The sequence below is a fragment of the Marinimicrobium locisalis genome, assembly GCF_039822625.1.
Lineage (GTDB): Bacteria > Pseudomonadota > Gammaproteobacteria > Pseudomonadales > Cellvibrionaceae > Marinimicrobium > Marinimicrobium locisalis.
On record NZ_JBDLLG010000012.1, the window covers coordinates 81536 to 102509 of the forward strand.

20 protein-coding genes are annotated in these 20974 nt (G+C 59.2%); 12 read left to right on the top strand and 8 right to left on the bottom strand.

What is annotated here, in order from left to right:
- Window positions 1-12: 12 nt before the first annotated feature.
- Together oadA and AAE514_RS09215 are read right to left on the bottom strand one after the other, a co-directional pair.
- Entirely contained in the window at window positions 13-1794 is a 1782-nt protein-coding gene (oadA, locus tag AAE514_RS09210) for a sodium-extruding oxaloacetate decarboxylase subunit alpha (RefSeq protein WP_347331237.1), read from the bottom strand.
- A gap of 50 nt (window positions 1795-1844) precedes the next feature.
- Entirely contained in the window at window positions 1845-2111 is a 267-nt protein-coding gene (locus AAE514_RS09215) for an OadG family protein (protein WP_347331238.1), read from the bottom strand.
- A 301-nt stretch (window positions 2112-2412) separates the two neighbouring features.
- Between AAE514_RS09215 and AAE514_RS09220 the strand changes: the two genes are divergently transcribed.
- Window positions 2413-3360 carry a tRNA dihydrouridine synthase gene (locus tag AAE514_RS09220; protein ID WP_347331239.1) on the top strand — a complete coding sequence of 316 codons (948 nt, stop codon included), beginning with the start codon at window positions 2413-2415 and terminating at the stop codon, window positions 3358-3360.
- Between the two features lie 4 nt (window positions 3361-3364).
- Here AAE514_RS09220 and ggt read toward each other — a convergent pair whose 3' ends face one another.
- The 4 genes from ggt to AAE514_RS09240 all read right to left on the bottom strand — a co-directional run bounded on the left by ggt (window position 3365) and on the right by AAE514_RS09240 (window position 8837).
- Window positions 3365-5068, bottom strand: coding sequence for a gamma-glutamyltransferase (gene ggt / locus AAE514_RS09225; RefSeq protein ID WP_347331240.1), 1704 nt, complete (start codon window positions 5066-5068; stop codon window positions 3365-3367).
- Window positions 5069-5110: 42 nt separating this feature from the next.
- The gene (locus tag AAE514_RS09230) at window positions 5111-6859 is read right to left on the bottom strand and encodes a glycoside hydrolase family 9 protein (protein WP_347331241.1); all 1749 of its coding nucleotides are present in this window, start codon (window positions 6857-6859) and stop codon (window positions 5111-5113) included.
- A gap of 132 nt (window positions 6860-6991) precedes the next feature.
- On the bottom strand, window positions 6992-7702 hold the full coding sequence (gene hda / locus AAE514_RS09235; protein ID WP_347331242.1) for a DnaA regulatory inactivator Hda: 711 nt from the start codon (window positions 7700-7702) through the stop codon (window positions 6992-6994).
- A 25-nt stretch (window positions 7703-7727) separates the two neighbouring features.
- Window positions 7728-8837 (bottom strand): DUF2066 domain-containing protein, encoded by a 1110-nt coding sequence (locus AAE514_RS09240; protein WP_347331243.1) that lies wholly within the window; start codon window positions 8835-8837, stop codon window positions 7728-7730.
- 240 nt (window positions 8838-9077) lie between these two features.
- On the opposite strand from AAE514_RS09240, the gene purM reads away from it, so the two are divergent.
- The 4 genes from purM (at window position 9078) to AAE514_RS09260 (ending at window position 12127) form a co-directional block, all read left to right on the top strand.
- A complete protein-coding gene (purM, locus tag AAE514_RS09245) occupies window positions 9078-10136 on the top strand; it encodes a phosphoribosylformylglycinamidine cyclo-ligase (protein WP_347331244.1) in 1059 nt (352 codons plus the stop codon).
- Window positions 10133-10798, top strand: a complete 666-nt coding sequence (purN, locus tag AAE514_RS09250; RefSeq protein ID WP_347331245.1) for a phosphoribosylglycinamide formyltransferase — start codon at window positions 10133-10135, stop codon at window positions 10796-10798. Before purM ends, purN begins: the two co-directional genes overlap by 4 nt.
- A gap of 23 nt (window positions 10799-10821) precedes the next feature.
- The gene (locus AAE514_RS09255; protein ID WP_347331246.1) at window positions 10822-11535 is read left to right on the top strand and encodes a DUF3108 domain-containing protein; all 714 of its coding nucleotides are present in this window, start codon (window positions 10822-10824) and stop codon (window positions 11533-11535) included.
- Window positions 11536-11641: 106 nt separating this feature from the next.
- Window positions 11642-12127, top strand: coding sequence for an FKBP-type peptidyl-prolyl cis-trans isomerase (locus AAE514_RS09260; protein ID WP_347331247.1), 486 nt, complete (start codon window positions 11642-11644; stop codon window positions 12125-12127).
- Between the two features lie 132 nt (window positions 12128-12259).
- Here the strand turns inward: AAE514_RS09260 and AAE514_RS09265 are convergent, their stop codons facing one another.
- On the bottom strand, window positions 12260-13387 hold the full coding sequence (locus AAE514_RS09265; protein WP_347331248.1) for a M15 family metallopeptidase: 1128 nt from the start codon (window positions 13385-13387) through the stop codon (window positions 12260-12262).
- A gap of 660 nt (window positions 13388-14047) precedes the next feature.
- Between AAE514_RS09265 and AAE514_RS09270 the strand changes: the two genes are divergently transcribed.
- From AAE514_RS09270 to AAE514_RS09300, 7 genes are all read left to right on the top strand, one after another.
- Entirely contained in the window at window positions 14048-14602 is a 555-nt protein-coding gene (locus AAE514_RS09270) for an NAD/FAD-utilizing enzyme (RefSeq protein WP_347331249.1), read from the top strand.
- Between the two features lie 167 nt (window positions 14603-14769).
- Window positions 14770-16140, top strand: a complete 1371-nt coding sequence (locus AAE514_RS09275) for a c-type cytochrome (protein WP_347331250.1) — start codon at window positions 14770-14772, stop codon at window positions 16138-16140.
- 23 nt (window positions 16141-16163) lie between these two features.
- Window positions 16164-17933 (top strand): cbb3-type cytochrome c oxidase subunit I, encoded by a 1770-nt coding sequence (locus AAE514_RS09280; RefSeq protein ID WP_347331251.1) that lies wholly within the window; start codon window positions 16164-16166, stop codon window positions 17931-17933.
- On the top strand, window positions 17930-18616 hold the full coding sequence (locus tag AAE514_RS09285) for a cytochrome c oxidase subunit 3 (protein WP_347331252.1): 687 nt from the start codon (window positions 17930-17932) through the stop codon (window positions 18614-18616). The genes AAE514_RS09280 and AAE514_RS09285 overlap by 4 nt, the downstream gene beginning before the upstream one ends.
- A gap of 4 nt (window positions 18617-18620) precedes the next feature.
- Window positions 18621-19295 (top strand): heme-copper oxidase subunit III family protein, encoded by a 675-nt coding sequence (locus AAE514_RS09290; protein ID WP_347331253.1) that lies wholly within the window; start codon window positions 18621-18623, stop codon window positions 19293-19295.
- A gap of 9 nt (window positions 19296-19304) precedes the next feature.
- A complete protein-coding gene (locus tag AAE514_RS09295; protein WP_347331254.1) occupies window positions 19305-19649 on the top strand; it encodes a cytochrome C oxidase subunit IV family protein in 345 nt (114 codons plus the stop codon).
- 3 nt (window positions 19650-19652) lie between these two features.
- A complete protein-coding gene (locus tag AAE514_RS09300; RefSeq protein WP_347331255.1) occupies window positions 19653-20303 on the top strand; it encodes an SCO family protein in 651 nt (216 codons plus the stop codon).
- A 36-nt stretch (window positions 20304-20339) separates the two neighbouring features.
- Here AAE514_RS09300 and dcd read toward each other — a convergent pair whose 3' ends face one another.
- Window positions 20340-20909, bottom strand: a complete 570-nt coding sequence (dcd, locus tag AAE514_RS09305) for a dCTP deaminase (protein ID WP_347331256.1) — start codon at window positions 20907-20909, stop codon at window positions 20340-20342.
- Between the last annotated feature and the right edge of the window lie 65 nt (window positions 20910-20974).

A 20974-nucleotide genomic window follows, 5' to 3' on the forward strand; every position in this document is an offset into this window, starting at 1 on the left:
AGGCGGTTCGGACTAGGCCAGATCCAGCAGGGGGTCACCGGCGGTGACGGCATCACCCGCTTGAACATGAACCTTGGTCACGGTACCGGCGCGCGGTGCACTGACTTCGGACTCCATTTTCATGGCTTCCAGAATCAACAGTGTCTCGCCCTCTTCGACCGCCTCTCCAGGCTTCACCACCAACTTGACGATATTGCCCCCCAGAGGCGCCGGAACCGGCTCGCCGTCGCCGGCAGGAGCCCCACCGGAAGGCGCAGCCGAACCACCGCCAACGGGCGCTACCCCGGTGACATCGCCGCCGTCATTGACGGTGACCGTGAATTTCTCGCCCTCCACGTCGACGGTGTAGACCTCCTCGCCGCTCTCGGTGGTGACCGCCGCGCTTTCTTTGCCGGTCGGAGCCGGTTCGAACGCGTCGGGATTGCCGCGGTTTTGGAGAAATTTGAGGCCCACTTGAGGAAACAGTGCGTAGGTCAATACATCATCGATGCGCCCTTCGCCCTCTGTTAGCTTTATGTCCTTCTCCCGAGCTGACTCTTCCAGCTCTTTTGTCAGTCTTTCCAGTTCCGGCTTCAACAGCTCCGCCGGGCGACAGGTGATGGGTTCACCGCCGGCGAGCACACGCTCCTGGAGTTCCTTATTCACCTCCGCCGGAGTCGCACCGTACTCCCCCTTGAGCACGCCTTCGGTCTCTCGGGTGATGGTCTTGTAGCGCTCGCCGGTCAGCACATTCATAACCGCCTGGGTACCCACGATCTGTGAGGTCGGCGTGACCAGAGGAATAAAGCCCAGGTCTTCACGGACCCGTGGTATTTCTTCGAGTACGGCATCAAACTTGTCTTCGGCGTTCTGCTCGCGCAGTTGGTTTTCCATGTTGGTCAACATGCCGCCCGGCACCTGCGCAATCAGAATCCGCGAATCGACGCCTTTCAGAGAACCTTCGAACCGACCGTACTTCAGACGCACTTTGCGGAAGTAGGAGGCGATTTCTTCCAGCAGCTCCAGGTTCAACCCCGTATCGCGATCGGTTCCCTCAAGGGTGGCCACCAGCGTTTCGGTGGGACTGTGGCCATAGGTCATGGACATGGAGGAGATAGCGGTGTCGACGTTGTCGATGCCCGCCTCCACGCACTTGAGGTTGGTCGCATGCGCCAGCCCCGTGGTGGCGTGGCTCTGCATGTGGATGGGAATATCGCAGCTTTCCTTGAGCCGCGTGACCAGTTCATACCCCACGTAGGGCTTGAGCAGGCCGGCCATGTCTTTGATGGCGATGGAATCCGCGCCCATGTCTTCAATGCGCTTGGCCAAATCGACCCAGAGGTCAATGTTGTGGACCGGGCTGATGGTGTAGGAAATGGTGCCTTGAGCGTGCTTACCCTGCTTTTTCACCGCTTTCATGGCGGTTTCGATGTTGCGCATGTCGTTCATGGCATCGAATACACGGAAAACATCCACGCCGTTGGTGGCGGCGCGCTCGACAAACTTGTCCACCACATCGTCGGCGTAATGGCGATACCCGAGGATATTCTGGCCGCGCAGGAGCATCTGCATCGGCGTCTTGGGCATGGCGGCTTTCAGTTCACGAATCCGTTCCCAGGGGTCTTCCCCCAAATAACGGATGCAGGCGTCAAAGGTCGCGCCACCCCAGGTTTCCAGAGACCAGAAACCCACTTGATCCAGTTTCTCGGCAATGGGCAACATGTCGTCGAGGCGCATCCGGGTGGCGAACAGGGACTGATGGGCATCCCTCAGTACCAGCTCCGTGATACCCAACGGCTTTTTAGCATCGCTCATGGCGTTGTACCTTTCTCACAGTTAACGGTCGCGCGGCGGGCCAGCCTTACTTAGCGGCGGCGGGCGCGATGTTGCTCGATGGCGGCCTTGATAATGGCCAGCTTTTTTTGATCCACCTGAGTGGTGGGCGAGCCGGCAGCGGGCGCGGAAGACGGCCTGCCTTTGCGCTCCAGCGGCGGCTCGGACTCAGGGAACCAGCGGTTCAGCGCACCACTCATTAAAACGGTGGCGATGACCAGCAGCGTAAGAAATACCAGAACGGACCCCATGCCAAAGAGCATCAAGTCCGTGCCTTGTTGTATCAGTGTGTCACTCATTTATCGGGCACCCTGTCTACTAACGGATTACAGTTGTAAAATCCGGGGTTGGCCTTGCCAGACGACGCCACCGGGGCGCGCCAATGTAGCCTGAAACCCCAATTGTGGCAACTGCGTCACAGTTTTCGCGCCGGACGGCGAATAGACCAAGGCCCTGGTGGGCGCGAAAACGGCCGGCCATTTTCTCTTATCTTTCAGAAACTTACAACTTACACCCCATTATTGGTCACGAAATCCGCTGCAGCGCGGGGCACTTGGCGTTAAAATGGCGAACTTTTTGGGGCGGGGAGCCTAAGTACTCATGCGGCTGTATTTAGCCCCGATGGAAGGGGTGGTTGACTATCAGGTTCGGGATCTGCTCAGTGCATTGGGCGGGCTGGACGGCTGTGTCACCGAGTTTATTCGCATTACCGACAGCTCGCTTCCCCGGCGGGTGTTTCGCCGCTACGCGCCGGAATTGGATAACCGCTGCCTGACACCGAGCGGCACGCCGGTGAAGGTTCAGTTGCTCGGCGGCCAGCCCGATTGGGTCGCTCTCAACGCTCAGCGCGCTGTGCGGGCCGGCGCGCTCGCCATCGACCTCAACTTCGGCTGCCCCGCCAAGACTGTGAACAAAAGCGATGGCGGTGCCTGCCTGCTGCGCCAGCCCGAGCGTGTCCATAGCATCGTCGCGGCCGTGCGCGCCGCTGTGCCAGCGCCGATTCCGGTCAGCGCCAAAATCCGACTGGGCTTTGAGGACGCCAGCCGCTACCTGGACAATGCCGTGGCAGTAGCCGAGGCTGGCGCCAGCGAATTGACCGTCCACGCCCGGACCAAGGTGGACGGATACAAGCCACCGGCTTACTGGGAGTACATCGCTTGGATACGGGAGGCTGTTTCAATTCCGGTGATCGCCAACGGGGAAATCTGGTCACCGGCAGACTTTGAGCGCTGCCGCGCAATCACCGGGTGCGAGGGCTTTATGCTCGGGCGGGGCCTACTGGCCCGTCCCGACCTGGCGCGCGCCATTCGGGCCAATGTGAGCGGGGAAGCCTACACCCCCATGGCCTGGTCGCAGGTGTGCCAGTTATTGCACCGTTACTATCGGATGAGCCAACCCAATTATCCCGCCAAACACAGTGGCAACCGCATCAAGCAATGGCTGATGTACCTTCAGCGCGAATACCCGCAGGCCGCCACGTTTTTCGAGCAAATCAAGCGAGAGCGAGAACCAGCCCGACTGGACGCCGCCTTCGAGGCCGCTGCCTGAACCCTCAATCGATCTGGTTGCGCTCCTCCAACCGAGGTTCGGCCACGCTGATAAACTCGCCCCGCTCATTCAACTCGATGGCCTGGGTCGACCCATAATCCCCCAGCTGGCGCAGTGAGTGCCCCTTCTCCCGGAGCGCCTCGCGCAGAGGCTCTATCAGGGGTTTCTCCACAAAGAGCTCATCCGGTCGCCACTGATGGTGAATCCGGGGCATGCGCATCGCATCCTCAAGCCCCATTCCCAAATCGATATGGTTGACCAGGGTCTGAAGCACTTGGGTAATTATGGTCGGGCCACCCGCCGCGCCCAGTGTTAGCACCGGCTTGCCGTCCCGGGTGAGCACCGTTGGGCTCATACTTGAGAGCGGGCGCTTGCCCGGCGCAATGCTGTTCGCCTCAGCACCGATCAAGCCGTAGGCGTTGGGCTCACCCGGCTGGGCGGAAAAATCGTCCATTTGGTTGTTCAGGACCACCCCGGTGCCGGGCACAACCACCTTGGAGCCGAAGTTGGTGTTCACTGTCGAGGTGATGGCCACCCAGTTACCCTCCTGGTCAGCGGTGGCAATGTGGGTGGTGTGCTTGCCAAACAACTCTTCTTGCGCCTTGGGCGGCGTACTGTGGTCAGGCACACTGGAGGTCTCTTTCAGAGACACTCGCGCACGCAGGGTGTTTGCGTATGCGTCGCTGATCAGGCCCTTGGGCACTTCCGCGAACGCCGGATCCCCCAACCAGTAAGCCCGATCGGCAAAGGCCAGCTTCATCACTTCGGCCAGCAGGTGGTAGCGATCCGCTTCCGACAGCTCCGAGAGGTCATACCCCTCGAGAATATTAAGCATCTGGGCCACATGAACCCCGCCGGAGCTCGGCGGTGGGAAGCCATAGACCTTATAGCCCCGATATTCGCTAACCACCGGACGGCGGCGAATTAATTTATAGGCGTCGAAGTCCTCGCGCGTAATCAGGCCGTCATTTTTCTCCATCCATTGGCCCACCGCCCGGGCAAACCCACCGCCATAAAAATAGGAGGTGCCTTTTTGGGCAATGCTCCGATAGGTATCGGCCAAGTCCGGCTGTTTCAGGCGGTGGCCAATGGGCCAGGGCTGGCCTTCGGGGTCGAGAAAAATAGCTGCCGTGCCGGGGTAGGCTCTCAAGTCTTCCGCGTGGCGCTTCAGGCGCCGAGCGAAAATACCGTCGATGGCAAAGCCGTTCTCCGCGAGGTCGGCGGCCGCCCGAAGGTGCTGAGCCAGGCTGCCCTTGCCGCCTTTTTCCATCATATAGTCAAAGGCCGCCACCGAACCGGGAATGCCGACCGCCAAGGGACCGCGCTTGCTCAGCTCCGGGTGATATTCACCATCGCGCACGTACATATCCCGATGGGCCCCGGCCGGCGCCATTTCCCGGCCGTCAATGGCCTCCACCCGACCATCCGCCCAGTGAACAACGGCAAAAAGCCCCCCTCCAATTCCGGAGTTGTGCCCATCCACCACTCCCAGCGTTAGTGCGGCGGCAACGGCGGCATCAATGGCGTTGCCGCCCTGGGCATAGGCCTTCATGGCCGCTTCCGTGGCCCGCGGCTGTACGGTGGCAACGGCTCCGTCACCGCTCTCGGTTACCTGGGCGTACTCGCCTCCCCGGACGAACGCCGCGGTGAGGCAAAGTGCGCTGAAGACCAAAAAAGCCGGAAAACGTGTGCGAGTCTTCAAAAGCATAAGGTGTTCCTGTGGTCGAGCCCTATCACCGGAAATAACGCTTTAGTCCTCCTCGTACAGTACCTGAAGAGCACCGGAAACATAGATCAGAGGCGCATTCCAGTTGATCGTTACTTCATTGGATGCGTAGCTGCACCAGTGGTCCAGATAGGACTTCGCCGGCTTGTCCGACGGATAAGCGACGGGGCAGTCCCCCGCATCCTGCTGGCCACTGTGCGGCCCGCCGGCCAGAAACCCTGGCACAGGGGCCTCTATGCCGTCGGCCGCCGAGGGGCGGTGGTGGATGTGCATCGGCGTCTTGGCGCCGTAGCCGGTCACGTAGGAGTAACCCGTGGGGTTGCGCCCCAGCACATAATCCATTAACGACTGAGCGGCGGCCAGGTAGTTCTCGTTGTCCGTCAGTCGGTAGGCGGCTATCAGCATCATGGCGCTATTCATGGCAACGCCATTACTCCCCCACACGAAATCCTCCGCGCGCATGGGGACGCCGGCCGCGGAGCGCCGCCACTCATGGTACAGCTCATCACCCAGCGACTTTACCCGCTCGGCCACCAGCGCTTGTGCCGCCTCGGGCAGACTGGCCCGGTGCTCCGCCAGGGAAAGCCAAGCCAAACCGCTGGAATCGGCCCAATTCGGAACACGGTTCTCTACCGGGGTCGGCGCAATGGCCTCCCAGTACTTGGGCTCGCCCGTGGTCAGGTACAGTTCCGCCGCGGCCCAGGCAAATTCGTCGTGAAACTCCTCATCTCCGTACTCCCCGGTGTGAATATCTTCGGGGTTGCGGTAGATCACCTCGGGGTTGGCTTTCGCCCACTCCCAGGCAGCCACGGCGGCGGTGCGAGCGATATCGGAAAAATCGGGGTAGGCGGTGTCGTAGTCGGCGTAGACCCGGCTGGCCACGGCCATAACCGCCGCAAAGTTAAGGGCCGCGGCCGTACCCTTCTTGACGAAGTATCGCTGAGCGGTGGCCTGGTCCGGCATCACTTTGTCGGAGAAGCGTTTGGTCGTCAGTTTGTGGTAAACACCACCGTCGTTGGGGTCCTGCATGGTGAGCATCCAGCTCAGGTTCCACATGACCTCGTTCAGCAGGTCGGGGACGGCATCCCCGCTCTCCGGAATATTGAGCTCGCGTCCCTGATAGTAACGCGGGAAGTGCTCGTAGGCGGCCAGCAGCGTGTAGGTACTAATGCCGGAATTCACAATGTATTTGTTGTAGTCGCCCGCATCGTACCACCCACGGGGCGAGGCGAGAGTCGTGCCTTCCGGTCGCTCGGCGCTCGCCGCGGAGCGATGAATTTCCACCTGTTCATCCGGGTGGCCCAAGGCGCGGGCATAAACACCCGCTCTTTCTTCTTCCAGGGCCATGCTGGCACGGTTGAAATAATAGGCTTTAACCGCCGCATCGTTAAGCGACGCATATACCGACCCATCAATGAGGAAAGCTCGAGACTCCTCCAGACCCGGCACTCGCAGCCGGTAATGGCCAGGCTGCGTCAGCTCGGAAAAATCGGCTCGCCGTACGCTTTCCCCCGAGTGCGGCCAACGCTCGGCCGCGCTCAAAGCCCCGCTGTACGCCGTGCGCCCGCTGCCTTGCTCAACGACTTCAAAGGTGTCGCCAAAGCCGGCGGGCACGGTGGCCTCTTTCACCGCTTGCGGCGGATACCCCAGTTGATTGACTTGAATAGATGCTTCCACCACTTCGGAAGCTTCCCGGGGCGGTTCGGACTGACAGGCCGCAAGCCCGGCGAGCAAGACGCACAGAACAAGGGCGGAGCAACGAGCGTTGAACATAAATGACCTCTGAATTCTTTTTTGGTTATGGTATTGACCGTGGGCTGAGCGGCCTGAGTTATCGCAAGGCCGACTCTGTGCCGGGAAAGAATAGCGCAAGCCCAGACTCTCGTCAGGCGACTTTACCTAACCCTATAGGTTTAACACTTTTTTAACGAAGGGAATGGTCAGCTTGCGCTGCTCCGCCAAGGAGGCGTGATCAAGCCGCTGCAGGTAACAAAAAAGCTCGTTCATATCTCTGGGCACACGCTGCAAAATATAGTGTGCCACTTCTTCGTTGAGCTCCAACCCGCGCGCACGGGCACGGTGGCGCAGGGCCAGTTGTTTTTCTTCGTCACTGAGCGGGTGTACTTGGCAGGTCATCCCCCACTGCAGCCGCGAGCGCAGATCCGGCAGTTCAATGGGCAGTTCGCGCGGGCCCTGAACGGCGGCGACCAACAGCCTGCCACCGTTATCGCGCAGGCGATTGAACAGGTGGAAGAGCGCTTCTTCCCAGTCCGGCTTGCCCGCGACCGCCTCGAGACCATCCAGGCAAAGGTAGTCCAGTTGGTCGAGCCCATCGAGCAGCGCCTCGGGGGCAAAGCCTACCACCTCCCTCAGGGGTAGGTATTGAATGGCCTGGCCGGCATCCTGGGCGCGGTGGCCCGCGGCCTGAAGCAGGTGGGTAAGCCCTACGCCGGAGCGGCCCCACAGGTAAATGAACCACTCACCACGGCCTTCGGCCTGGGCTTTAAGCAACTCCAGGCTTGCAGCGTTTGCGGATCCCTCCGGCGCGTAGAAGTTATCGAAAGTGGCGTCATCATTCAGGCTAACGCCGAGGGACAATTGCTGAGGGTTGGCCATGCCGTGGGCGACTCCTTGGTGGAACTTACTGCCAAGTGTAACTCAGAGGGTTCGCCAGAGTCCCCTCGGGCTCGAACCGATTGCCAGACAAACTGATTCGGCCGCTCTGCATCGCGGGCACCAACTGCCCATCACGCTCAAGCATCCCCAACAGTTGCGAGCGGTCCCCTTCGACCATCAACCTGAGGGTCAACACGCCGGGGCGCAAGGTAATCAGTCCCGCACGACGCACCATGGCGAGGTCTTCGAGGTACCGCTCCACCGCCTTGTACTCCCCGAAACCGTCCACGCCACCGACCTGCATCACCACCGTCCCGGGGCCTTCCTCCCGAGGTACGATGGCGTACAGACTGGCGAAGTGGTTGGCGGTTTCATCAATCGCCTGGGACAGAACGCCCTCGACCGAATCGGCTCGCACATAAAACGTGGGGTTGCCGAGGTTGTGGTACAGCTGCCAATCCGAACGCCACTGCCCGCCGGTGGTTTCACTGTACCGCCCCACCAAAATCGCCTCCGCGTCATAGCGTTGCGAGGCTTTGCGAATGGCCTCCTCGTCCAGTTCCCAGAGCTGGCGCGCCTGCAGTGCCAAGCGGTCTTCCAGGTCATTTAGCGGCACCACCAGGGGCAGCCCCCGCACGCGGGCTCTGGCGCGCAGCTGCTCGCGCCGTTCGCTATCGGAAACACGGCTAAGGTCGCCGCCCTCCCGAGTCACCATCCAAACCAGAACACCCGGCCGGTTCGCCGGCCAAAGCGACAAGTTGGCCGAGCGCAGCAACCGCTCCACCTCGACCGAGGAAAATCTCATCACCAGGCGGCTCGCGGGGCGCGCCTCACCACCCACCTCCACGGTCTCCCGGGTGGAGCCGTAGTTGAACTCGGTAATAAACCCTTCCGCCCGTGTCAGCGCCTCCTGCACCTGCGGGTGCTCTCGGGCCTGGGTATCGCCGGTCACTCTAACCACCAGGTCGGCCAGCCCCTCGCGCGCGGCGCGCTGGCGCTCCGCCTCCGACTGGGAGGTCACCAACACCTCTGCCGTATACAGGTCCACCACCTGATCGGCGCGGACGACGGTGGCCATGGCCAACCCCACCAGAATCACGCCCAGGGACCGGACACATGCCGTTGCTGTTGCCAATGCTCGCCTCAAGGTATCGCCTCTGTCGTTGTACGCGGTTTCGCACCCGGTCGCCCGTGGTGGCGGCTAAAGGGCCGCATTGTAGCAGGCTGTGGAATTGGCGAAAGGTTCCCCGGCACGCGCAAACCGGGACTCGCTCGCATTTCGACCATAAACTGATAGAATACGCGGCCATCGAATTCACTCAATCCCGTCCAGCGCGGCAGCCCGCTGCCGTCATTCCGAGAGCACAGCCCATTCATGACTGAAAAACACCCGAAACCGTCACTGAGTTATAAAGATGCCGGCGTCGATATCGACGCGGGGGAAGCCCTGGTCGAGCGCATTAAAGGCGTGGCCAAACGGACCCGCCGCCCCGAAGTCCTCGGTGGGCTCGGCGGCTTCGGCGCTCTGTGCGAGCTACCGAAGGGCTACCGCGAGCCGGTGCTGGTTTCCGGCACCGATGGGGTGGGCACCAAGCTACGCCTGGCCATGAACCTCAAGCGCCACGACACCATCGGTATTGATCTGGTGGCCATGTGTGTGAACGACTTGGTGGTGGCGGGCGCCGAGCCGCTGTTTTTCCTGGATTACTACGCCACCGGCAAACTCAATGTGGATGTCGCGGCGGACGTGGTGACCGGTATCGGCGCCGGCTGCGAGCAGGCCGGCTGCGCACTGGTCGGGGGCGAAACCGCCGAAATGCCCGGCATGTACGAGGGCGACGATTACGACCTGGCCGGCTTTTGCGTCGGCGTCGTGGAGAAATCGGACATCATCGACGGCAAGAAAGTCGCCGCCGGAGACAGCCTGATCGCCCTGGCTTCCAGTGGGCCCCACTCGAACGGCTACTCCCTGATCCGCAAGGTGATTGAGGTCAGCGGCGCCGACCTGAGCCAGGACTGCGATGGTCAGCCCCTGAGCGATGCTCTGATGGCACCTACCCGAATTTACGTCAAACCGCTGCTGGAGCTGATTCGCAGCTCGGAAGTCCACGCGCTCTCTCATATTACCGGTGGCGGGCTGCTAGAAAATATTCCACGCGTACTGCCCGAGGATTGCAAGGCGGTGATCGACACCCAGCGGTGGGAAATGCCCGCCGTGTTCCGCTGGCTGCAACAGGCCGGAAACGTGGCCTCTCGCGAGATGTATCGCACCTTTAACTGCGGTGTGGGCATGGTGCTCGCCGTACCCGCCGCGCGTGAAGCCGAAGCGTTGGAACTGTTGCGCCAGGCCGGCGAACAGGCTTTCACGATTGGCAATATTGCCCCGAGGGAAGGAGATGAGGAACAGGTCGAACTACAGGGGGTGAGTGCTTGAGTCAGACCCATCCTCTGCGTGTTGTCGTTCTGATCAGTGGCAGCGGCTCCAACCTCCAGGCGCTGATCGATGGACAAAAACAGGGCGAGCTCCCTGTCGAGATCGTCGCGGTCATCAGCAACCGGGCCGCTGTGCGCGGATTGCAGCGGGCCGAACAGGCCGGCATACCCGCTCTGATCCTGGACCATACCCAATACGAGTCTCGGGAAGCCTTCGACGAAGCCCTGCAAGCTCAGATCGACGAATATCGCCCGGAGCTGGTGGTACTGGCGGGTTTTATGCGTATTCTCACCCCCGGTTTCACCCGTCACTACGAGGGCCGGATGTTCAACATCCACCCCTCCCTGCTCCCCAAGTACCAGGGGCTGCACACCCACCAACGGGTGCTGGATGCTGGCGAGAGCGAACACGGCGTGACCGTGCATTTCGTAACCCCCGAGCTCGACGGCGGCCCCCCCGTGATTCAAGCGCGAGTGCCCGTGCTTGAAGGCGATACGGCCGAGACCCTGGCCGCCCGTGTGCAACAGCAGGAACACAGCATTTACCCCCTGGCGGTTAAATGGTTTGCCCAGGGGCGCCTGCAAATGAAATCGGGAAAAGCGTTACTGGATAACGAACCTTTAGGGCCTCAAGGGTATCTAATGGGTACCACTCAGCCCTGATTTGTACGCCAAGGAGCCATTTTATGCCCCTGAAACCCCTCTTAACCGTTGCCGCTCTAGCCCTGAGCGCCGCGTTTGCCCCCGCCCTTGAGGCGGAGATGCCTAAAAGTTTCAAAAATGAGTACTCCACGCGCATTTTTGGCATCAAAGTCACCGTAACCCACGAATTATCCGACCTGAAGAATGAAGGGCAACAGTTGCGGTTCGAGGCTGACTCGTGGATTGGCAACATTGAAGAAATTTCCCAATTCCACTGGAATGAAGGCGTGGTGCAGCCACAAAAATACTTCTATAAGCGCCGGGGCCTGGGTCGGGACCGGGATGCGGAGCTGACATTCGACTGGGAGGCTGAGCGGGTGACTAATGACGTTCAGGGGAAAAGCTGGGATATGGATATCCACAAAAACGTGCAGGACAAGCTGAGCTACCAAGTTCAGCTCCAGAAAGACATGATCGCCGGCAAGGACAACCTGGTCTACCCCATCGCCGACGGGGGAGAGATGAAAGTGTATCGATTTGAAATTGTCTCCGAAGAGCGGTTGAATACACCGATGGGGCCGGTCGACACCGTCAAGGTCAAACGCAGCCGGGACGACGATGACCGGGCCACCTTCGCTTGGCTGGCTCCCAAATGGGATTATCTGCTGGTGCGTCTGGAACAACGCGAGGATGGCGACTCGCACACCATCAATATCGATAAGGCGCGAATCAACGGCAAGACCATTGAGGCGTTTTGAGAGCCGATTTCGGGTGACCCTGGGGCCAAAAGGTTGTAATTCCGTGCCACTGCCCCCACCCACCTAAAACGACTTTACATTCACCCAAAAACCAATAGGTTATTTTATGAGCATTTCCAACAACAGCGTCGTCAGCTTTCATTACACCCTGACCGACAGCGACGGCAAGCAGCTGGACCAGTCAACCGACGAGCGTGGTCCGCTGACCTACCTGCACGGCGCTGGCAACATCATCCCCGGCCTTGAAAAGCAGCTCGAAGGCAAAGCGGTGGGTGATAAGCTGACCGCCCAAGTACCGGCGGCCGAAGCTTATGGTGAGCGCAGTGACAACCTGATCCAGGAACTGCCCGCCAATATGTTTACCGGCGTGGAAAAAGTGGAAGAGGGCATGGAATTTCAAGCCCAGACCGAGCAAGGCACTCAGATCGTGCGCGTGGCCAAGGTGGACGGCGATACCGTCACTATCGACGCCAACCATCCGCTTGCGGGCGTGGACCTGAACTTCGATGTAGAGGTCACCGAGGTGCGTGACGCCACCGAAGAAGAAGTATCCCACGGCCACGTCCACGGTCCCGATGGTGAAGAGCACTAAGCGAAACCCCGCTCAGGCATCTTCCGGTGCCGATTCAAAAAAGCCCCGGTTCGTACACCGAACCGGGGCTTTTTTTATGGGCGCCGCCTTTAGCCATGCAGCGAGTAGCGTGGCGACGATGTCAAAGGGCGGTTAAACCACTTTGATGTGCCAGGGCTCAAAGCGAACCCCATACTGGTTGTCCTTCGTGTAGCGGATTTGCACGTACCCGAGATCCTGCATTCGCTTAAATTCGTCGGTTTCGGCGAATTTGTCCGTGAAATTGGAATAACCCCAGCCCACACGGCCCACATCAAAATCCCCCACACCGTGGTAGCTATGCCCGGGGGGAGCCAGGGAACGAGAGGCCTTGGAAAGATTGTAATGCGATTCCAGGCATTTCGAGACAAACAGATGCATCTGTTTGACGTTCCCCCGAATACCGGAGGTGAGGATCACCGTATCGCCAATATCCTTGCGCAGCTTTTCATAGTAGGCCGAGGAGTCGCCCCGCAACAGGAAGTGCCCCGAATAGGGAATTTTAACCGCTTCTTGCTCGGGAATCTTGGCGGTCAGATCCTTAGTCACCTTCTCGCCATAAAAGCCGTATTTCTGCGCTTCGGTAAAGAAGAGCTTTTCGATCATGTCGAGCTCGACCGCGCTGAACTCGCCAATCTCGGAGTAGCGCTTGCCGTATTTGAACAGTTCATCAAACGCCAAGAGGTTGTAGTTGCCATGGCCCACCAGTCGCTCGGCGCGCTGGAACCGCAGATGCAGTGAATGCAGGGTCGCCCGCTCGGCTTCCGGCAGGAAAATATCATCGATAAAGTCGCCATTAAAGTTGCGCACTTTCTCCAGTTGCAACTCTCGCGGGCTCTCTAATGCGAGCTCTCCCCTCTGGGCTTCCACCGGTGAATGTGCCGGAGCACCCGAAGTAGGTTCTACCGGCGGAAGATTCAGAGCGATGTCGGAGGGCGTGGCCATGGAGGGTTGTGCGGCCAATTCCTCGGCCAACTCGTCAAGACTGGGCAACTCTGTCGCTTGAGCGATTTTCGCTCGCAGCACAGAGTCGCGCCCCGGTTCGGGACGAAGCTGGGCGGCCACCTCGGCCTTCTCCCGTTCGCCGATCGCAAAGGGGTCGTCGTCCATCACGTAATAGCCACTGTCCGACCACACGTCCCGGGATTTGGCGCCGTTTTGAGCCATTTGCCAAAGGTAGGCGTTGCCCGCGGTGAAGCCCACACCGGACACAAGGCCGACGAGTAAGTCTCTGCGTTTCACCGTTCCTCTCTTCTCTGCTCACTAAAATTCAGTCTGACGCACCGCCCATACCCGGCGGAGAGTGTGAATCCTCTGCTGTGCCTGTTTCGAACGCTGGCGAAAAACACTCAAAGAGCCGCGAACGACTCGTAAAAGCACGTTGCCAGCTCAAAGGCTGGCTTCCTAACTATAGCGGATTGGGGCACGTTTTTCAGTGTCTGCTTATATCAATTATTCTGGTTATCACCGATATCTATAAAAACCCGTTTCCACTTCACAAAATGGCGGCCGTTTCAGAGAAAACTTTAGACGCAGCCGATCGCTCCCGTCGCGATCGAGTAGATGATTTTTTCATATTGAAGGGAGGCCGCTAAAAAGCCTGCCTATAAAAACGAGACTTCCGGCGACTTTTAAACTCAGAGAGTATTACCCTCTCACCTGTATATTCTATTCGAGAATCAGCTAGCGCTACGGAGGGTTGAGCCGCTCTAGCCCCGCCTTTGCCGCTGCTATACTTCTCATTGAGGCCGTCATTTTGTCAGCCGCAGCCCCAAGCGGGGGTTTTTTAGAATGCCTGCAGCGGGGCATCACAGGCACCATGGGCACGGCGCCCTCACATCGTTCGGCGTCGTTGCCATGCGCCCACGCATCGGGTCCATCTTTTAACCAAAGGTGAATTGCATGAGACGTCATTTCTACTTGAGCGACGACTTGGACGACCTGGAACAGTTAGAAAAGGATCTGGAGCGCCAAAACATTGAACGGCCCCAAATCCACATCCTCAGCAACAATGACGCGGGCCTGGAAACCCACCACCTCAACCAGGTGGAATCCCTCCTACGCAAGGATGTGGTGCACTCCGGGATGATGGGGTTCCTCGTGGGGCTCGTGGTGGCCGCCATCCCCCTCGTGGTGGCCTACCTGATTGGCATCAGTGAAACTTATCTTTGGGTACCCGTTATTTTCTTCTCTGTCATCCTTCTGGGCTTCTGCACCTGGGAGGGGGGGCTGGTAGGCATCCAGCGCCCCAACCGCCACTATGAGAAGTTTGAGCGGGCCCTAAACTCGGGCCGGCACCTGCTGATAGTGGACGTCAAACCCAGCGAAGAGCAGCGCCTGCATGAGATCATTACCGAGCACCCTCGCTGTGAAGATGTCGGCCTGGGTGAGCCGGTGCCCAACTGGGTAATAGGCATGCAGAAACAGTGGGGAAAGTTCATTCGCTGGGCCCCCTAACCGGCCCCTTCGATGGGCCGGTTCCCGGTGCGGGCTCGCGCCCAGACCGCTTGGCCATGGCGTTCGACAGCGGGGGCTTCCCATACGGCACCGTTCCCCTGCGAATGTCGGCGTCCAATCAAGCGACGGCGCCCATCCGATAAAAGGCACCGACGGAGCAGACCGTTATGATACTGGTCCTCGTTCTCGTGTTGCTGGTAGCGGGCACGCTTTTGTTCCATTTCATCAGCCCGTGGTGGTTCACGGCGATTGCCTCCAACTGGGGGGATATCGACACCACCATTACCATCACCTTTTGGGTCACTGGCTTTGTATTCGTGGCGGTAAACCTGTTTCTCGCCTACGCCATCTTCCGCCACCGAAACCGCGGCGGACACAACGGCCGGGCGGGGCAAAAAGCCCATTACCAGCCGGAAAACAAACCGCTAGAGCTCTGGTTAACAGTCATCACTAGCGTGGGCATCGCCGCCATGCTCGCCCCCGGGCTTTTCGTCTGGGCCAAGGTGGTGGACGCGCCCGAGGATTCTCTACGCTTTGAGGTCCTCGGCCAACAGTGGCACTGGATGTACCGTTTCCCAGGTGAAGACAACACCTTCGGCGCTACCCATCCCCGCTATTTCAGTCAATCCAACCCCTTTGGCCTGGACCCGAACGACCCCCACGGCGGAGACGATCGCCTGGTTATGACCAATGAGCTACACCTGCCCGTTGACCACTCAGTCAAGGCGGTGCTTCGCTCCCGAGATGTGCTGCACAATTTCGCGGTGCCCCAGTTTCGAGTCAAAATGGATATGGTGCCCGGAATGGTCAGCTCGATGTGGTTCGAGCCCACCCGGGAGGGCCGGTTTGATGTGTTGTGCATGGAGCTTTGCGGCATGGCTCACCACACCATGCGCGGTCAAGTGGTCATCGAGCCCGAGGACGACTACCAAACCTGGCTGAGCAGCCACCCCACCTTCACCCAAACTCAGGCGCCCAGCCGCGCCGACACTGAACGGGGCGAGCAGCTCTACGCCCCTTGCGCCAGTTGCCACGGCCCCAATGGCGCTGGCCAACAGAATATGAACGCCCCGCGCTTGAGCCATCTGGAGCCCTGGTACCTGGAGCGCCAATTGCACTTTTACAGAGAAGGCGTTCGGGGCGCTCACCAGGACGATACCTACGGACAGCAAATGGCCGGCATGGTCTCCACCCTGACCGATGACCAGGCCGTGGCCGACGTGTCCGCCTATATTAGCGCCCTGGAGAGTGAAGCCCCCTCCCCCACTGTTGAAGGCAATGCCGAGCGCGGCGCCCGCCTTTATCGCAGCTGCAGCAATTGCCACGGCGACCAGGGCCAGGGCAACTACGCGACCAATGCACCAGCGCTCGCGGGCCAACATGACTGGTACCTGCGCCGACAACTTCAACACTTTAAGCGGGGCGTTCGGGGCAGCCATGAAGGTGATTATTACGGCCCTCAAATGATTCTGATGGCAAACACTCTGCATGATGAACGGGCCATTGATGACTTGGTGGCCTACATAAATCGTCTGTGACATCCATCCGCTGAGGACCCGGCATGAAATACACCGCCATCGCCGATCAACCTGTGGAAAGCCATGAACCCTCCGGGTTCATCAGCAAATACGTCTGGAGCCAGGATCACAAAGTCATTGCCATTCAATACGGTGCCACGGCGATTTTTGTCGGACTGGTCGCTGTGGTGCTCTCGGGGCTGATGCGATTGCAGTTGGGTTTTCCAGATACCTTTGACTTTATCAACCCAAACACCTACCTCCAGTTTGTCACCATGCACGGGATGATCATGGTGATTTATTTGCTAACCGCCATTTTGCTCGGCGGCTTTGGCAACTACCTGGTTCCGCTGATGATCGGTGCACGGGACATGGCTTTTCCCTACTTGAACATGCTCAGCTACTGGACGTACCTGTTGGCCGTTCTGGTTTTGCTCGCGAGCTTCTTTGTGCCCGAGGGGCCCACCGGCGCCGGGTGGACGCTCTACCCGCCGCAAACCATTCTGGAAGGCACACCGGGACATGACTGGGGCATTATCTTCATGTTGGTGTCGCTGGCCATCTTTATCGTTGCCTTCACCATGGGAGGGCTGAACTACGTTACCACCATTCTTCAGGCGCGAGCGCCGGGCATGACCCTGATGCGAATGCCACTGACCCTCTGGGGGATTTTTATCGCGACCATTATGGGGCTGCTCGCCTTTCCCGCGTTGCTGGTCAGCGCGATTATGATGTTGATGGACAAAGTAGTGGGCACCAGTTTTTTTATGCCGGCGCTAATGTCCCTGGGGGAGTCCGTCGACTACAGCGACGGCAGCCCTCTGCTATTCCAGCACTTATTTTGGTTCTTCGGTCACCCGGAAGTGTATATCGTTGCCCTACCCGCCTTCGGGATTGTGTCAGACATTTTGGCCACCCACGCCCGAAAAAACATTTTTGGCTACCGGATGATGGTGTGGGCAATTGTGATCATTGGGCTACTCAGTTTCGTGGTCTGGGCACATCATATGTACGTCAGCGGCATGAACCCCACCTTTGGCTTTTTCTTTGCTACGACAACGTTGATTATTGCCGTGCCCACTGCCATAAAAGTCTACAACTGGTTGCTGACCCTCTGGCGAGGGGATATTCATCTGACGGTGCCCATGCTCTTCGCCATTGGCTTTATTTTCACTTTTACCCATGGCGGTCTCAGCGGCCTGTTCCTCGGCAACGTGGTGGTGGACCTGCCCCTATCGGACACCTATTTCGTGGTCGCACACTTTCACATGGTGATGGGTGTCTCGCCCGTACTGGTGCTGTTCGCCGCCGTCTACCACTGGTACCCGCTGATCACGGGGCGCCAACTGCACCGGGGGCTCGGGCGGCTCCATTTCTGGGTGACCTTCCTCGGTACCTATGCGATTTTCCTGCCCATGCACTACCTCGGCTTTCTGGGCGTGCCCCGGCGCTATTACGCCATGGGGGAGACAGACTTTATTCCAGAGTCCGCCCAGTCCTTAAACGCGAGCATTACGGTCTCCGCACTGATCGTGGGCCTGGCACAACTCATCTTTCTAGCGAACCTGATCTGGAGCCTCAAACAGGGCAGGCGCTCTGAACCCAACCCCTGGAAGGCCAACACTCTGGAGTGGCAAACACCGGACCTGCCGCCGCGCCACGGCAACTGGGGGGAGCAGCTGCCCAGGGTCTATCGCTGGGCGTACGCCTACAGCGTGCCCGGCTGCAAAGACGATTACATACCCCAAAACCTTCCTCCGGAGCGGGTGGAAAAACTCGAGCCGGCGGAAGCCAGTAAGGAGAAGCCCGAATGAAACTCTGGCAGGCACTAACCGAAAAATCCTGGTTGGAGGAAGGCATTCCACCGGCGCCAACGGCATCGCTCGCCCAACGTCGTTTTCTCAGCCAACGAACCGCGTTGGGGTTGTTTCTGGCCATCGCGACCATTCTGTTCTCGTTGTTCGCCGTTACCTATTTGACCCACTCTCAGTACCCCGGCTTTCTCGCGTTGACCGGAGAGGCCTGGCGCCCCCTGGGGGATCTTTCGCAACTGTGGATTAATACCGCGCTTCTGGTGACCAGTAGCCTGTTGATGCAGTGGTCGCTCAACAATGCCCGTGCCGGCAAACCCGCCCTGAGCGCGGGTACCCTGCTTGGGGCCGCGCTTTTCGCGCTGCAGTTCCTCGTGGCCCAGCTGTGGTTCTGGCAACAGCTCAACGGCATGGGCTACGGCGTTACCAGTAATCCCTCCAGCAGCTACTTTTTTCTGTTTACCGGCGTACACGGACTTCACCTACTGGGGGGGGTGATCGTGCTGTACAGTCCGCTGTCTCACATGTGGCGGGCGAGCGGCGCTGTACCCATTATTAACAGCCTGCGCCTGTGTACGCTGTACTGGCACTATCTACTGAGTATCTGGCTGCTTCTGTTTTTACTTCTGACGCGCTCGCCGGAGACCTATCGGGTTCTGGCGGCGCTATGCGGCGTGGAGGCCTGAGACCATGAGTGCCACCAAACCCGAAGCGGGCGAAGGCCGCTGGCGCAGCCTGGTTGTCGATTGGTCGGCGGATAAGCAGACGTTTGATATGCCCTGGGGAAAGCTGATGATGTGGATTTTCCTCGTGGGGGACACCTTCATTTTCAGCCTGTTTTTGGTCGGCTATATGTCCGCCCGCATGGCCGCCGCCGAACCCTGGCCACCGACGAGCGAACTCTTCGCCATGGAGCTGTTTGGGGTCCACCTGCCGCTGCTGCTGATCGCCATTATGACGTTCATTCTGATTACCAGCAGTGGCACCATGGCCATGGCGGTCAACTGGGCCTACCGGCATCAGCGCCAGAAAACCTTCCTGTTTATGCTTGCCACCGCATTGCTGGGCGCCAGCTTTGTCGGCCTACAGGCCTTCGAGTGGAGCAAACTGATTATCGAGGAGGGCGTCAGGCCCTGGGGCAATCCCTATGGCGCCGCACAGTTCGGGGCAACCTTTTTTATGATTACCGGCTTCCATGGCCTACATGTCAGCGCCGGCGTGATCTATTTACTGGTAGTGGCTTTTAAAGTCCGACGGGGAGACTACGAGCGGAAAGGCTATGAAGGCGTGGAAATAGCCGGACTGTACTGGCACTTTGTCGACTTGGTGTGGGTTTTTATTTTTGCCTTTTTCTATCTTTGGTGAGGTGACCCCATGAGCTCCGAACAAACCGCGAACCAGCAGCACCCCATCGGTCTATACTTGAAGGTATGGTTGCTGCTTTTCGTGCTCAGTTTCTTTTCGTACTTGGTGGACTACTTTCAGTTGCAAGGCCTGTGGCGCTGGTCACTCATCGTGCTGTTCATGGTGGCAAAGGCGAGCTTAATTATTGCCGTCTTCATGCATTTCGCCTGGGAGCGCTTCGCGCTTAAGTTCGTCGTGCTCACACCGCTTTTCGCCCTGGCAGTGCTGGTGGGTATCTTGGCCATTGAGTCCGACTATATCCATGAGCTTCGGCTGGATTCGCTCAGCTTTAGCTGGGCCGAGTGGAGCCCCTGACCGGTGCGATTTTGGATTCCGGCGCTCGTCGCGGCGGTGCTGCTGGCTTGCGGTGGTGTCAGTTATTATCTCTGGGCACACTACGAGCCGCCTCCGGATATTCACGGCGCTTACCTGCAGCCGGCGCGAAAACTGGGAAACTTTTCCCTGCTAAACCACCGGCAATCCCGTTTTGACCGGGAAGACCTCAAGGGCCGCTGGCACCTGGTCACCTACGGTTATACCCACTGCCCCGATATTTGCCCGATGACACTGTCCACCCTCTCCCAATGGGTGCAACGCCTCGAACAGAACGATGTTTACCCGGACCTGCAAGTGCTTTTCTACAGTGTGGACGGGGAGCGGGACACCCCCGAGGTGCTCGAACAATACGTCCCCTACTTTCATTCGGATTTTATTGGGTTAACCCCGGGGAAGCACGGTGGCCACAAAAGCTTTGAGCAGGGGCTGGGCATTGTCTCCCGTGAACCCAGCCAGGGGCCGTGGCTTAACCACGGGGTGATGATTATGCTGCTCAACCCCCGCGCGCAGCTGCAGGCGGTGTTCAGGCCGGAACGCAATGAACGGGGACTGTTCCACTTCAGAGGGGAGACATTGTTTCGGGACTACCAAGCCGTCAGGCGCTACTACGAGCGCCACGGATCAAACGGCTAAAGGCACGGCGCAATACCGACGGCCTCGCGGCAGGCGTTAAGTTTTGGGGAGGGTTACGCCGCGCTGCCCCTGGTACTTGCCTCCGCGGTCCTTATAGGAGGTATCGCACATCTCGTCCGACTCAAAAAACAGCATCTGGGCCACACCTTCGTGGGCGTAGATCTTGGCGGGCAACGGGGTGGTGTTGGAAAATTCCAGAGTGACATGCCCTTCCCACTCGGGCTCGAGCGGGGTCACATTCACGATAATACCGCACCGGGCGTAGGTGGACTTGCCCAGGCAAACCGTTAGCACCTTGCGTGGAATACGGAAGTACTCCACGGTACGAGCCAGGGCAAAGGAATTGGGCGGGATGATACAAACATCGCTTTTGACGTCCACGAAGCTGTTTTCGTCGAAGTTTTTCGGATCGACCACGGATGAGTAGACGTTGGTGAATATCTTGAACTCATCCGCGCACCGCACATCGTAGCCGTAGCTGGAGGTCCCGTAGGAGATCAAGCGCTCGCCCTGGGCGTCGTAACGCACCTGCTCCGGCTCGAAAGGCTCAATCATGCCTTCCTGCTCCACCATCCGGCGCATCCACTTGTCAGACTTGATACTCATGAACTCTCCACAATCGGGCTGTCGAAAAAACGGACCGAATAATAGCGTTTTTTGGGGGGAAATCC